This window comes from Verrucosispora sioxanthis, from assembly GCF_010560025.1.
GTDB classification, from domain to species: domain Bacteria; phylum Actinomycetota; class Actinomycetes; order Mycobacteriales; family Micromonosporaceae; genus Micromonospora; species Micromonospora palythoicola.
Genome location: NZ_SAIY01000010.1, coordinates 14650 through 27839, shown reverse-complemented (window position 1 = coordinate 27839; position 13190 = coordinate 14650). Strand labels below are relative to the sequence as shown.

12 protein-coding genes and 1 pseudogene are annotated in these 13190 nt (G+C 71.8%); 1 reads left to right on the top strand and 12 read right to left on the bottom strand.

The features are described from left to right. Positions 1 to 116: 116 nt before the first annotated feature. The 3 genes from ENC19_RS24295 to ENC19_RS24285 are packed head-to-tail and all read right to left on the bottom strand — an operon-like array spanning position 117 to position 2006. On the bottom strand, positions 117 to 767 hold the full coding sequence (locus ENC19_RS24295) for a DUF3618 domain-containing protein (RefSeq protein WP_164449392.1): 651 nt from the start codon (positions 765 to 767) through the stop codon (positions 117 to 119). Continuing rightward, positions 764 to 1219: a phage holin family protein gene (locus tag ENC19_RS24290; protein ID WP_164449391.1), complete on the bottom strand. Its 456-nt coding sequence runs from the start codon at positions 1217 to 1219 to the stop codon at positions 764 to 766. Before ENC19_RS24290 ends, ENC19_RS24295 begins: the two co-directional genes overlap by 4 nt. Before the next feature lie 31 nt (positions 1220 to 1250). After that, entirely contained in the window at positions 1251 to 2006 is a 756-nt protein-coding gene (locus ENC19_RS24285; RefSeq protein ID WP_164449390.1) for a hypothetical protein, read from the bottom strand. A gap of 238 nt (positions 2007 to 2244) precedes the next feature. On the opposite strand from ENC19_RS24285, the gene ENC19_RS24280 reads away from it, so the two are divergent. Continuing rightward, a complete protein-coding gene (locus tag ENC19_RS24280) occupies positions 2245 to 2724 on the top strand; it encodes a DUF4383 domain-containing protein (RefSeq protein ID WP_164449389.1) in 480 nt (159 codons plus the stop codon). Positions 2725 to 2776: 52 nt separating this feature from the next. Here the strand turns inward: ENC19_RS24280 and ENC19_RS24275 are convergent, their stop codons facing one another. The 9 genes and pseudogenes from ENC19_RS24275 to ENC19_RS24235 form a co-directional block, all read right to left on the bottom strand. Continuing rightward, positions 2777 to 3226 carry a GNAT family N-acetyltransferase gene (locus ENC19_RS24275; protein WP_164449388.1) on the bottom strand — a complete coding sequence of 150 codons (450 nt, stop codon included), beginning with the start codon at positions 3224 to 3226 and terminating at the stop codon, positions 2777 to 2779. Between the two features lie 70 nt (positions 3227 to 3296). After that, entirely contained in the window at positions 3297 to 4748 is a 1452-nt protein-coding gene (obgE, locus tag ENC19_RS24270; protein WP_164449387.1) for a GTPase ObgE, read from the bottom strand. A 90-nt stretch (positions 4749 to 4838) separates the two neighbouring features. Then, positions 4839 to 5093, bottom strand: a complete 255-nt coding sequence (gene rpmA / locus ENC19_RS24265; RefSeq protein WP_091197044.1) for a 50S ribosomal protein L27 — start codon at positions 5091 to 5093, stop codon at positions 4839 to 4841. 11 nt (positions 5094 to 5104) lie between these two features. Beyond that, complete coding sequence (rplU, locus tag ENC19_RS24260; protein WP_093407572.1) at positions 5105 to 5419, bottom strand: 50S ribosomal protein L21; 315 nt, start codon at positions 5417 to 5419, stop codon at positions 5105 to 5107. A gap of 167 nt (positions 5420 to 5586) precedes the next feature. Next, the gene (locus ENC19_RS24255) at positions 5587 to 6102 is read right to left on the bottom strand and encodes a hypothetical protein (protein WP_164449386.1); all 516 of its coding nucleotides are present in this window, start codon (positions 6100 to 6102) and stop codon (positions 5587 to 5589) included. A 193-nt stretch (positions 6103 to 6295) separates the two neighbouring features. Further along, a pseudogene (locus ENC19_RS24250) lies at positions 6296 to 9333 on the bottom strand (Rne/Rng family ribonuclease). Between the two features lie 130 nt (positions 9334 to 9463). Beyond that, positions 9464 to 10183, bottom strand: a complete 720-nt coding sequence (locus ENC19_RS24245; RefSeq protein WP_164449543.1) for a TIGR03936 family radical SAM-associated protein — start codon at positions 10181 to 10183, stop codon at positions 9464 to 9466. 97 nt (positions 10184 to 10280) lie between these two features. Beyond that, positions 10281 to 12266: a TIGR03960 family B12-binding radical SAM protein gene (locus ENC19_RS24240; protein WP_164449385.1), complete on the bottom strand. Its 1986-nt coding sequence runs from the start codon at positions 12264 to 12266 to the stop codon at positions 10281 to 10283. A gap of 60 nt (positions 12267 to 12326) precedes the next feature. Continuing rightward, entirely contained in the window at positions 12327 to 12944 is a 618-nt protein-coding gene (locus tag ENC19_RS24235) for a TMEM175 family protein (protein WP_164449384.1), read from the bottom strand. Positions 12945 to 13190 lie beyond the last annotated feature (246 nt).

Below are 13190 nucleotides of genomic sequence, written 5' to 3'. Positions count from 1 at the left end.
ACGGGGCAAAAGGCAAGGGCTCCTCCGCTCGGATCGCCCGAGGAGGAGCCCTCGCCCATCTCACGGCCTACGCGTAGGACGGACCGCCGCCAGCAGCGGCTGGGTTCGTCGACCGGTCAGGGACGCACCTGGTCCCGGGAGTGCCGCGCCTGCCCCTTCAGATCCTGGGCTGCGGACCGGGTGTCATCGGTCACCGTCTGTGCGGCGTCCTGCGCGGTGGCCTTGACCGACTCGGCGGCCTGCTGCGCCGGCTCACGCAGCTCCTGCTTCATCTCGCTCGCCACCCGGCTGAGCTTGTCGGTCACCGCCGAGCCGTGCTCACCGGCCTTCTCCCGGGCCTGGGTGGCCAGCTGCTGCTCACGCTGGGTGGGCGGAACGAGGGAGGAGACGAGCATGCCGACGCCGAAGGCGATGAGGCCGGCGGCCAGCGGGTTCCCCTCGGACCTGCGCCTGATGACCTGCGGGGCGCGGTGTGCCGCGTCGCCGACCGCCGAGGCGGCCGAGTGCGCCGCGTCGCCCACCGCGGAGGCCGTCGCGGCGGCACGATCGCCGGCCGCGTGGGCGCCATGGCTGGTCTGATGGCCCAGATCGGATGCGGTTCCCATTACGCTGTCCCTCACATTCCGCAGCGTGGTACGGACCCGCTGCTTACGATCTTCGACGATGCGGCCCGGGCTGACCTTGTACGCCAGGGCGTCCACATCGGAACTCAGGTTGTCGCGGGTGGTTTCGATCTCCCGGCGGATCTGGACGGGGTCGGTGCTCATCGGGTCACTCCCTCCGGGTGTGGCTTGAGCGCGTCGGGGATGCGCTGCACGCTGTCGTTGGTCTGCTTGAGCCCGCGGATGCGCTCCGCGTTCCGTCGGCCCATCGTGTAGAGAAGCGCCGCGATCGCCGCCCATAGGACGGCCACGATCAGCCCTGCCCAACCGGCGTCCATCACGTTGGACAGGCCGCCCCAGAGGGCGAGGGAGAGGAACAGGGCGACCATGTACGCGCCGAAGCCGGCACCGCCGAACAGGCCGGCGGCCTTGCCCGCCTTCTTCCCCTCCTGACGGATCTCGGCCTTCGCCAGCTCCACCTCCTGCCGCATCAGCGTCGACAGGTCGCTGGTGACCTGGCGCATCAGCTCCCCGATGGAGCTACCCCGGACCTCCTCCGCCGAAGGCGGGTGATGGTTGCGGGCATCCGCTGCGGAACTCTGTGTCGGCGTCGTCATTCCGTCGCCTCCCTTCGGATGACTCGGGTCCTCACGGCCGGGTGGTCCCGCTCGACGGCACGCCCGGCAGCGGATCGGTCCGCTCCACCGGGGGCAGCGGCGTGCCCGTGCCGGAGTACCCCTCCTCGATCGGCCGCAGGTCGACGGGCTGGGTGCGAGGGTCGCGGTTTCCTCCACCGGGCGCACCCGTCGAGCCGACCGGCGGGGCCTGCGTCGGCAAGGCCACCGTCCGGTCGGGATCGCCGTACGGGTCTTCCATGGCGGAGTTGGCGGGGCGGTCGTCGCCGCTCGCGGAGAGGTTGCGGGTCAGCCGGCCGGCCACCGCACCGAGCAGGGCCGCACCGACCAGAAAGGTGCCGGGGTTGCGGCGCGCGTAGTCGCGTACCTCGGTGAGCAGGTCGCCGGGCTCGCGCTGCTCCAGCCAACCGGCCACACCGTGCACCCGGTCGGAGGCCTGGCGGGCGAGTTCGCTCACCGGGCCGGCCTGGCCACCGTTGTCGGCCATCGAACGCATCTCGTCGGCCAGCGAGCGCAGCCCGCCGGCCGCGCGCCGCTGCTGCTCACCAGCCTGGCCGGCGAGCTGCGTCCGGGCCTCGCCGTACAGGTCCCGGGCCTGGCGGGCGGCCTCCCGGCCAACCTCGCGACCCTGTTCGCGGGCGGTATCGGCCACCGCTCCACCGGCGTGCGCAGCCTCCGCGCCCATCTGGTGGGCCTGCTCGCGGACGCCGCCGCCGTTCGGCGAATCGGGCTCGTGGGTCCTGGGGGTCGATGACAGATCGTAGGTCATGATGTCCCTTCCGCTGCGGGATCGTCGCGGGTGTTGGGGGTGCGGCGGCCGATGTCGCCGCTGCCACTGATTGACCTACCCTGCGATCGGCCACCCATGCTCGATCGGGCATTTCCCTGCGGATCGCCCGGCGCGGGCAACAAGATGAAGGATCGGCGGGACCACGTCACCTCACGGAGTGTCGCGTCGACCTGCCAGACCGTTGCGGGGCTCTCGCGGATCCACGGAGGTGACATCGATGGCGCGTCGGTCAGCGGGTGGCCGCACCTCACGTACCCGGGTACAGCTCGCCGCCCTGGTCGTGGCGGGAGTGTTCCTGCTGCTCGGGGTGCTCGGGTTCGTGCCCGGTATCACCACCGACTACGGCGACATGACCTTCGCGGGGCACCACTCCGGTGCCCGGCTCCTCGGTCTCTTCCAGGTCTCGGTCCTGCACAACCTGTTGCACCTCGGCTTCGCCGTGGCCGGACTGGTGCTGGCCCGCGGCGTGGCCGGTGCCCGGCTCTACCTCGTCGCCGGCGGTGCGCTCTACCTCGGGTTGTGGATCTACGGGCTGGCCGTCGGTGAGGACAGCGCGGCGAACTTCGTCCCGCTCAACGACGCGGACAACTGGCTGCACCTGGGGCTCGGCCTCGGGATGCTCCTGCTCGGGCTGCTGCTTTCGGCGCGGGCCGGCGGCAGCGGCAGCCGTCTCGACCGCCCGTTCGACCGTCCCTGACGCCGCGACGCCGAGGCCGCCGCCACCTCGGACCCGGCCGGGAGCCTCGGGCTCAGGCCGGCACCGGGAGCCGTTTGGCGAAGCACTCCCGATACGGCGCGCCGCCACTGGGCGCACCGGCAGCGGAGATCGGCTCGTAACCGCAGGCCCGGAAGAGCGCCGCCGCCGGACGGTGCGGACCGGCCTCCACCCGCACCATCGAGTATCCCCGCTGGTACGCCAGCTCCTCCAGCGCGGCGACCAGCTGGCGGGCGATGCCCCGGCGTCGGTAGGCCGGACGCACGTACAACTGCTCCAGCTCACCGGTGTCGTCGTCGCACACCCGCATCCCGCCGCACGCCACCGCACGGCCGGCGATCACGACCGTCAACCAGCAGGTGTCCCCGCGCGTCCCGAAGTCGCGCCCGGCGGCCTCACCGACGGCCTCACGCAGCTCGCGCTGCCCGGCCGTGGCGAGTGCGGCGACCTCCGGATCCGTCAGCGGGCGGGACTCGATAAGCATCAGGCCACGCTAGGGCGACGAAATTTCGCGAAGGTTTCCAGCAGTCGTCCCCATTTCGGAGCGCATCGAGCTATTCGGCGTCATTCCCGTCGGCGGGTGCCGGCTCGACCTCGTCGGCCGGTCGCTGCCGGCGTGCCTTGCGGGCCGCCAGCCGTTCGGCCGCGTTGGCCCGGGTCGGCTTCTCCTCCAGCCGGACGTCACGGCCCCGGGCGCCCGGGACGAACTCGGCACCGGCGTAGAGGGTGGGTTGCCAGTCGAACTCCCGGTCGCCGATCCGGACCAGGTCACCGGGTTGGGCGCCCGCCTTGGCCAACTGCTCCTCGACGCCGAGTCGGGCCAGCCGGTCGGCGAGGTAGCCGACCGCCTCGTCGTTGTCGAAGTTCGTCTGGCGCACCCAGCGCTGCGGACGGACACCGCGCACGGTGTACGAGCCGTCGTCCTCGGCCTCGATGGTGAAGCCTGCGTCGTCGACCGCCTTCGGTCGGATCACGATCCGCGTCGGCTCGGCCGGTGGTGCCGCCGCCCGCGACTGTTCGACCAGTTCCGCCATCGCGTACATGAGTTCCTTGAGCCCCTCGCGGGTGGCCGCGGAGACCTCGAAGACCCGCAGACCACGCGCTTCCAGGTCGGGTCGGACGATCTCGGCGAGGTCGCGGCCGTCCGGCACGTCGACCTTGTTCAGCGCGACCAGCCGGGGCCGGTCGGCCAACCCGCCGTACTCGGCCAACTCCGCCTCGATGGTGTCGATGTCGGCCAGCGGGTCCCGCCCCGGCTCCAGGGTGGCGGTGTCGATGACGTGCACCAGGACCGCACAGCGCTCGACGTGCCGGAGGAACTCCAGCCCCAACCCCTTGCCGGTGGCCGCGCCCGGGATCAGCCCGGGCACGTCGGCGACGGTGAAGGTGTGGTTGTCGAGCCGGACGACGCCCAGGTTCGGCACCAGCGTGGTGAACGGGTAGTCGGCGATCTTGGGTTTGGCGGCGGAGATGACCGAGATGAGCGACGACTTCCCGGCCGACGGGAAACCCACCAGCCCGACGTCGGCGACGCTCTTCAGCTCCAGCACCACGTCAAGTTGCTCGCCCGGCTCACCCAGCTCGGCGAAGCCGGGCGCCTTACGGCGCGCGTTGGCCAGCGAGGCGTTGCCCCGGCCACCCCGACCGCCCCGGGCCACCTCGAAGGTGGTGCCGGCGCCGACCATGTCGGCCAGCACGGTGCCGTCGCTGGTCTGCACGACCGTGCCGTCGGGCACCTTGAGCACCAGGTCGGCACCGTTGCCGCCGTCCCGGTTCGAGCCCGCGCCGCCCCGGCCGTTCTCCGCCTTGACGTGCGGTCGGAAATGAAAGTCCAGCAGCGTGTGCACCTGCGGGTCGACCACCAGGGAGACGCTGCCGCCGTGCCCGCCGTTGCCTCCGTCCGGGCCGCCGAACGGCTTGAACTTCTCCCGGTGGATCGAGACACAGCCGTGCCCGCCGTCGCCGGCCTGCAGATGCAGGACGACCCGGTCAACGAACGTCGTCACGACGTCATCCTTCCAGCGGGGCCCGGCCCCGCGCGAGAAAAGGCGAAGCGGGCCGGGACATCAGGTCCACGGCCCGCTTACGCCGGACAGCTACTGCTGCGGCACGATGCTCACGGTCTTGCGACCGCGCCGGGTGCCGAACTGGACCGCACCGGCGGCCAGCGCGAAGAGCGTGTCGTCTCCGCCGCGGCCGACCAGGTCACCGGGGTGGAACTTGGTGCCACGCTGACGGATGAGGATCTCACCCGCGCTGACGACCTGACCACCGAAGCGCTTCACGCCGAGTCGCTGGGCCGCGGAGTCACGACCGTTACGCGAGCTGGACGCACCCTTTTTGTGAGCCATTGGAGGACGACCTACTTCCCGCTGGAGATGCCGGTCACCTTGACCTGGGTCAGCGGCTGACGGTGACCCTGGCGCTTGTGGTAGCCGGTCTTGTTCTTGAACTTGTGGATCCGGATCTTCGGGCCCTTGGTGTGCGCGGCGATCTCGCCGGACACCTCGACCTGAGCGAGCTTCGCCGCGTCGGTCACCAGGTCGTCACCGTCGACGAGGAGCACCGCGGCGAGCTTCACCGCGTCACCGGGGGCACCGGTGAGCTTCTCGACCTCGATCACGTCGCCCTCGGCGACCTTGTACTGCTTGCCGCCGGTCTTGACGATCGCGTACATCGGAGGCGGACTCCCTGTCGTTGAGGCTGCTGACTGGTCGTCCCCACGGCGGCTCGCCGGGCAGCAGAAGCACGGCGGCGCGGGCACGCGGGAACTCGGCACACCAAAGTGCGCCGCAGGCTAGCGTACGCCATCCTCGGGCCGGGACCCAAACCGGGCCGGGCCGGTCAGCGGGCGCAGAGCTGGTCGAGGCGCTGCTGCAACCGGTCGAGCGAAGCGCCCTCGAGCGCCTCGATGTCGGTGCCGAGCCGGCCGACCTCGGTCGACAGCTCCGTCAGCAGGTCCTTGAGCTGCCGGTCGTCGGCGCGGGTCGCCTGCGCTCTGAGCGCCTTCTCCCAGTCGGACAGGGCCGCCTCGGCCCGCCGGCCGGCGGCCTGCGCGTCGGCGGTGTCACCCGCGCCGGTCGCCGTGACCATCGCGGCGAGGTGCTCGACGTACTTCTTGCCCGCCGCACCGCTCGCCTGTTGCGCGGCGGCGCAGACCTCCGGGCCGTTCCCGCCCGCCGCCCCCGGAGCGGGGGTCGCCACCGGCTGCTCCGGGGTGGGCGTCGCCGGGCCGGCGGTGACCTCGACGCGAGTCGAGGTCGGGGCGGTCGGTTCGGCCGGGTCGCCGCGCTCGGCCGAGCAGGCCGTGCCGACGAGCAGCGCGGCGGCGGCCACGGTGACGGCGAGCGGTCGGCGCATCGACTCCTCCTTCGGCGGCCGGGTCGACCCGCCCGGCGCCCGGGCACCCGACGGGCCAGCCAGGCCCGGACCGGCCGGGCGGCCGCCCATCGACGATACGCCGACGGCCCCACCCGGCGGACATCACCACCGGGCGGGGCTCGTTGACCGTCAGGCGCCCGTCACCGGGCGAAGCTGGCCCTACCGGCCACCGTCAGGGCCGGGTACGGCGACGCGCGCCGCCACGACGGGAACGACGCCGGCCGGTGCCACTCTCGCCACCGTCGTCCTCGTCGTTCTCGCCGAGCGCGTCCGGGTCGTCCGGGGCGGCGAGCCGTGCCGACTCACCCTGCTGGCTGTCGGCGACGTCCACCGCGGCCGGAGTCTCCGTCTCGTAACGCGACAGGTCGTAACCCATGGTGTCGTGGTAGTCGGCGTCGGCGGTGCTCGTCGTGTCGGTCTCGGTGACCTCCACCACGGTCCGCTCCGCCGAGGCGGCGCCCTTGCGCGCTCGGCGCCGGGACGAACCAGTCGTCTGCTCGGCCGCCGGGGCACCCGCCGAGGCGACCGCCTTGACCTTGTCCCCGCCGCCGGAGCGCGTCTTCTCCGGCACCGGTTCGGTGTGGATGACCAGGCCCCGGCCCTTGCAGCACTCGCAGGTCTCGCTGAACGCCTCCAGCAGCCCGGCGCCGATCCGCTTACGGGTCATCTGCACCAGACCGAGTGACGTGATCTCGGTGACCTGGTGCTTGGTACGGTCGCGGCCCAGGCACTCGGTCAGCCGACGCAGCACGAGTTCCCGGTTCGACTCCAGCACCATGTCGATGAAGTCGATCACCACGATTCCGCCGATGTCCCGCAGCCGCAGCTGCCGGACGATCTCCTCGGCCGCCTCCAGGTTGTTGCGGGTGACCGTCTCCTCCAGGTTGCCCCCGGCACCTGTGTACTTGCCGGTGTTCACGTCGACCACGGTCATCGCCTCGGTCCGGTCGATCACCAGGTGGCCACCGGAGGGCAGGAAGACCTTGCGGTCGAGGCCCTTGAGGATCTGCTCGTCGATGCGGTACTCGGCGAACACGTCCGTGGTGCCGACGTGCCGCCGCAACCGCGCGACCAGGTCCGGCGACACGTGCGACAGGTACGACTCGACCATGTCGTACGCCTCGTCGCCCTCCATGACCAGCTCGCGGAAGTCCTCGTTGAACAGGTCGCGGACCACCCGGATCACGAGGTCGGGCTCCTGGTAGAGGAGCACCGGCGCACCGCCCTCGGCGGCCTTCGCCTGGATGTCCTCCCACTGCGCCTGGAGGCGCTTGACGTCCCGGGCCAACTCATCCTCGCTGGCGCCCTCGGCCGCGGTCCGGACGATCACACCGGCACCGTCGGGCACGAGCTTCTTCAGCACGTCACGCAGTCGCTTACGCTCGGTGTCCGGCAGCTTGCGGCTGATCCCGGAGGCGTTGCCACCGGGTACGTAGACCAGGTGCCGGCCGGAGAGCGCGACGTGGCTGGTCAACCGGGCCCCCTTGTGCCCGATCGGATCCTTGGTGACCTGCACCAGCACCGAGTCACCGGACCTGAGGGCCTGCTCGATCGAACGGGCTCTCCCCTCCAGGCCGGTGGAGTCCCAGTTGACCTCGCCGGCGTACAGGACCGCGTTGCGTCCTCGGCCGATGTCGACGAACGCCGCCTCCATGCTCGGCAGCACGTTCTGCACCTTGCCGAGGTAGACGTTGCCGGCCATGGTCCCGGCGGAACTGCGGGTGACGTAGTGCTCGACCAGGACGCCGTCCTCGAGCACGGCGATCTGGGTCCGGTCGCCGCGCTGGCGCACCGCCATGACCCGGTCGACCGCCTCGCGGCGGGCCAGGAACTCCGACTCGCTGAGGATCGGCGGGCGGGTCCGGCGCTGCTCTCGGCCGTCCCGACGGCGCTGCCGCTTGGCCTCCAACCGGGTCGAGCCGGAGACACCCTGCACCTCGTCGACCGTCCGGCGCGGCTCCCTGATCTTCACCACGGTGGGCACACCGTCGTCGTCGGCGCCGTCGGTGTCGCCGGCCCCCCGCCGACGCCGCCGACGGCGTCGACGGGTCATCCCGTCGCCCTCGGCCTCGTCGCCCTCCTCGGACTCGTCCGTCTCGGCCTGGACGGTCTCCTCGGCCGCGCCCTCCTCGGCGTCCTCGGCGTCCTCGGCGCCACCCTTGCCTCGGCCCCGGCCCCGGCGACCGCGTCGGCGGCGACGCCGGCCGCTCGCGGTCTCCTCGTCGTCCTCCTCCTCGGAGACCTCCTCGGCCTCGGCGGCGGGTTCCTCCTCGGGCTCGGTCACCACCGTCGGCTCGGCCTCCCGCCGGCCCCGGCGACGCCGCCGCGACGGCTCGGCCGGCTCCTCGGCGGCTTCCTCCTCGGCAGGCTGGGCGGCGGCAGCGCGGGCGGCGATCACCTCTTCCGGTGCCATGAACAGCACCGTCGGCGCGGTGAGGGCAGCCTTGCGACGGCGGGACCGGCCCTCCGGCTCGGCCGGCGCTGTCGTCTGGGCAGCGGCGTCAGGTTCGACGGCAGCCACCGGTTCGGTGGTCTCGGCCGGCTGTGCCGGATCGGCGGCCCCTCGGTGGGCAACGCGGCGGAGCCGAAGTCGGTGCCGGCCGCCGGCGCGAGATCGGCGTCGGCGGGCGGCTGTGTCGGCTCGGCCTGGGCGGGCGGCTCGGTCACGGCCTCGGCGGGCTCGGTCGTGGACTTCCGACGCCGGGTACGGGTCACCTTGACCGGCGGCACCACGTCACTGTCGGCGGCCTCCGCCTCGGCCGCGGCCAACGGCTCCTCCACGGACTTCTGCCCGGTGGTCGCCTTGCGTCGGCGGCGCGGCGTCTTCGCGGCCGGGTCGAGGTCACCGGAGACCGGGGCGAAGACCTCGGCCTGGGGTGCTTCGCCGCTGCCCACCGCCGCGGCTCCGGTCGCCTCCACCGGCGCGTCGGTCTGCTCGGGCCGGCTGACCGAGGTGGCCCGGCGGCGGGTCGTCCGGCGCCGAGGGGCCGGCTCGGCGTTCGGCGCACCAGCCAGGTCGGCGACGCCACCCAGGTCGGCGGTGCCACTCACGGCACCGGCGATCTCCTCCGGCGGGTCGGCGACCGGTTCGGGCTCGGTCGCGTCCGGCGGCGGGGTTGCGGCGGTCACCTCCGCGGTGCTGTCCTCGGCGGTCTGGTCGGCCGGGTTGATGCCGGCCCGTTCGCTGCCCTCGGGCTCGTTCTCGAGCATGGACGTTCTCCAGTTCTGGCTTCCCCGGGCGCGGGTGAGCGCTGCCACGCAGGGTTGCCGCAAAAGGTGTTTCCCCGGGCGCACGGAGTGCGCGCCGGCGAAGTCTGCCTGCCTGGACGCCGACCGTCGGTCAGCGCCCGCCGATGGTTGCCCCGTCGCGGTCCGCGTCGAGCGGGTCCACGATCGCGCCCTGCGCGGTCAGCGTGCCCTGAGCCAGCCGGATCACCTTCGGGGCCACCGGCGGCTCCAGGCCGGCCACCACGCGGAAGCCGGAAAGGACGTCATCGGGCCGCACGGACGGGGTGACCTGCCGCACGACCAGTTCGAGTATCGCACACGGTACGACCGGGTCCCCGGAAGGCGTCGCCGAAGCGGCGATCACATCGATGTCGACGACTGCGGCGCGGGCGTCGAAGGTGCGCCGCCCCTGCTTGGTCATCCGCTCGACAAGCACCTCGTCGGCGGCGGTGAAGACGGCCACGGCCTTGGCCAGCACGTCGGGATCCACCTGCGGTAGCTCGATCCGCCAGCGGGACGCCTCGATCCGGTCGGGCAGGCTCGCACCGCTGGCCACCACGGCGTCGAGCACGTCGAGGCCGGGCGAGAGCGCCGCGTCCAGCGCCATCCGCAGCTGCTCAGGATCGACCTGCTCACGCAGGCCGATCTCCAGGTACTCCGCCTCGCTGGCCACCCCGGTCGGTGCCGCGCTGGCGTACGAGATCTTCGGGTGCGGGGTGAAGCCCTGGGAGAAGGCGACCGGTACGCCGGCCCGGCGCAGTGCCCGCTCGAAGGCGCGGGCGAAGTCCCGGTGCGAGGTGAACCGCAGCGGGCCACGCTTGGCGTACCGGATCCGGACGCGCTGGACGACCGGTGCCTGGCCGCCCTCGGGCTGTGGTTTCCTACTGATCGTCGTGCTCCTCGGTGTCGGGCCCCACCCGTGCGCCGGACTACTGCTGGGCGCCGGCGGACAGCTTCAAGCCGTTGACCGGGGTCAACGGAAGCAGCTTCCGGCCGGTCGGGCCGATCTGGATCTCGGTGTCCATCGCCGGACAGACGCCGCAGTCGAAGCAGGGCGTCCACCGGCAGTCGTCCTGCTCGTACTCGCCGAGCGCGTCCTGCCAGTCCTGCCAGAGCCAGTCCTTGTCCAGGCCCGAGTCCAGGTGGTCCCAGGGCAGGACCTCCAGTTCGTCGCGCTCCCGGGTGGTGTACCAGTCGAGGTCCACCCCGAAACCGGGCAGCACCTCGGCCGCCGCGTCGACCCAGCGCTGGTACGAGAAGTGTTCGCTCCAGCCGTCGAACCGTCCGCCGTTCTCCCAGACCCGACGGATCACCGCGCCGACCCGACGGTCACCCCGGGACAGCAGGCCCTCGATCAGCGACGGCTCACCGTCGTGGTAGCGGTACCCGATGGCCCGCCCGAGCGAACGGTCGGCGTTGATGGCCTGCTTGAGCAGCCGGAGCCGGTGATCGATGACCTCGGGTCGCTGCATGGCCGCCCACTGGAACGGGGTGTGCGGCTTGGGCACGAACCCGCCGATGGAGACGGTGCACCGGATGTCCTTGGAGCCGGTGGCGGCGCGCCCGGACCGGATCACCTCGTGCGCCATGTCGGCGATCTCCAGGACGTCGGCGTCCGTCTCGGTGGGCAGACCGCACATGAAGTAGAGCTTCACCTGACGCCAACCGTTGGTGTACGCGGTGACCACCGTACGGATCAGGTCGTCCTTGGACACCATCTTGTTGATCACCTTGCGGATCCGCTCCGACCCGCCCTCCGGGGCGAAGGTCAGGCCGGTCCGCCGGCCGTTGCGGGACAGCTCCTGGGCCAGCTCGATGTTGAAGGCGTCCACCCGGGTCGACGGCAACGAGAGCGAGACATTGGTGCCCTGGTACTGCTCGGCCAGGCCGGAGCACATGTCACCGATCTCGGAGTGGTCGGCCGACGACAGCGACAACAGCCCCACCTCGTGGAAGCCGGAGAACTCCAGCCCCTGCTGCACCATCTGCCCGACCGTGGTGATCGAGCGTTCCCGCACCGGACGGGTGATCATGCCGGCCTGACAGAACCGGCAACCCCGGGTGCAGCCCCGGAAGATCTCCACCGCGTACCGCTCGTGCACCGTCTCGGCCAACGGCACGAGCGGCTTCTTCGGGTACGGCCAGGCGTCCAGGTCCATCGTGGTGCGCTTGTGCACCCGGAACGGCACGTCCGCCCGGTTCGGCACGACCCGCTGGATCCGGCCGTCCGGCAGGTAGTCCACGTCGTAGAAGCGCGGCACGTAGACGCTCTCGGTGCGGGCCAGCCGCAGCAGCAGCTCGTCCCGGCCGCCCGGACAGCCCTCGGCCTTCCACTCCCGGACGATCCCGGTGATCTCCAGGACCGCCTCCTCGCCGTCGCCGAGCACGGCGGCGTCGACGAAGTCGGCGATGGGCTCGGGGTTGAACGCGGCGTGCCCGCCGGCCACGATCACCGGGTCGGCGTCGGTGCGGTCGGCGGCGAGCAGCGGGATGCCGGCCAGGTCGATCGCGGCGAGCAGGTTGGTGTAGCCCAGCTCGGTGGCGAACGACACGCCGAACAGGTCGAAGTCGCGGACCGGGCGGTGGGCGTCGACGGTGAACTGCGGCACGCCGTGGGCGCGCATCAGCTTCTCCAGGTCCGGCCAGACCGCGTACGTGCGCTCGGCGAGGGTGTCCGGCAGCTCGTTGAGCACCTCGTAGAGGATCTGCACACCCTGGTTGGGCAGTCCCACCTCGTACGCGTCCGGGTACATCAGCGCCCACCGTACGGTCGCTGCCTCCCACTCCTTGACCACCGCGCCCAGCTCGCCGCCGACGTACTGGATGGGCTTGGTCACCTGGGGCAGCAGCGGCTCCAGGCGGGGCCACACGGAGTTGGCCGCCACGGGACGCGAAGTGGTGGACGGGACGCTCATGATGCCCAAGGGTACGCGGTGCTCCACCGCCAGCCGCGCCGACGGGGCGAGCGCAACCGGTCAGGTTGTCGTACGCAGACGTGACCGCCCCCGCCGGACACCCTCGCTCGTCACCGCGTGGAAGAAGATCATGACGCCGATGCCGACCAATCCGATGACCGGGCTGACGAACCAGCCCAGCGCCCCACCGATGAGATAGAGCGCCATGCCGACCACCGGCCGGATCCGCTGGCTGGACACGAAGGCCCGACCGATCCCCTCACCGAGCAACATCGGGTGCCGACGGAGGTAGGCGAAGAAGGCGAGCCAGGGTGCGGACATCGCGGCGGCGACGAGGGCATAGAACAGCACGGCGACCCGGCGGTCGCGGTCGGTGCCGGCGTGGGCGAAGGCCTCGGCGAGCACCGAGGTCGGGAACGGGATGATCACCACGCCGAGCAACAGCCAAAGGTTGATCCAGTTGAGGCCGAGCGTGGTTCCGCGGATGAGGCGCAACAGGGTGTGGTGGTTGAGCCAGAGCACGCCGACGTACCCGAAGGAGAGCAGGAAGGCCAGGTACGCAGCAGCCTGTTCGAACAGGGCGTGGAGCAGTTCTCCCGGCGCATGGTCGGGAACCTGGAGTTCGATCACCAGCAGGGTGATCACGATGGCGAAGACCCCGGCGCTGAAGCCAGTCATCCGGCCGATATCGCTCACCGGTGACGTACCGGGCTTCGCCTGCGATTCGGACATAGACCGAGACTAAGGGTAGCCATCCGAGCACCGTTGGCGAACGACACCTGCCGGCGCACCCGCTCGGATCGGCCGTCCCCTCATCCCGGGTCGGTCCCGGTGGCACACCGGTACTAACCTCGGACCGGCGCGAGAGGAGATTGCCGCGATGCCGGAGCCGCAGCCGGGAGCCGACCGGCCGGTCGACGGGAG

Coding starts and splice junctions, on each gene's coding strand:
- rpmA (WP_091197044.1), bottom strand. CDS start 5,093: ATGGCTCACAAAAAGGGTGCGTCCAGCTCGCGTAACGGTCGTGACTCC.
- ENC19_RS24295 (WP_164449392.1), bottom strand. CDS start 767: ATGAGCACCGACCCCGTCCAGATCCGCCGGGAGATCGAAACCACCCGC.
- ENC19_RS24285 (WP_164449390.1), bottom strand. CDS start 2,006: ATGACCTACGATCTGTCATCGACCCCCAGGACCCACGAGCCCGATTCG.
- ENC19_RS24240 (WP_164449385.1), bottom strand. CDS start 12,266: ATGAGCGTCCCGTCCACCACTTCGCGTCCCGTGGCGGCCAACTCCGTG.
- ENC19_RS24280 (WP_164449389.1), top strand. CDS start 2,245: ATGGCGCGTCGGTCAGCGGGTGGCCGCACCTCACGTACCCGGGTACAG.
- rplU (WP_093407572.1), bottom strand. CDS start 5,419: ATGTACGCGATCGTCAAGACCGGCGGCAAGCAGTACAAGGTCGCCGAG.
- ENC19_RS24290 (WP_164449391.1), bottom strand. CDS start 1,219: ATGACGACGCCGACACAGAGTTCCGCAGCGGATGCCCGCAACCATCAC.
- ENC19_RS24255 (WP_164449386.1), bottom strand. CDS start 6,102: ATGCGCCGACCGCTCGCCGTCACCGTGGCCGCCGCCGCGCTGCTCGTC.
- ENC19_RS24235 (WP_164449384.1), bottom strand. CDS start 12,944: ATGACTGGCTTCAGCGCCGGGGTCTTCGCCATCGTGATCACCCTGCTG.
- ENC19_RS24275 (WP_164449388.1), bottom strand. CDS start 3,226: ATGCTTATCGAGTCCCGCCCGCTGACGGATCCGGAGGTCGCCGCACTC.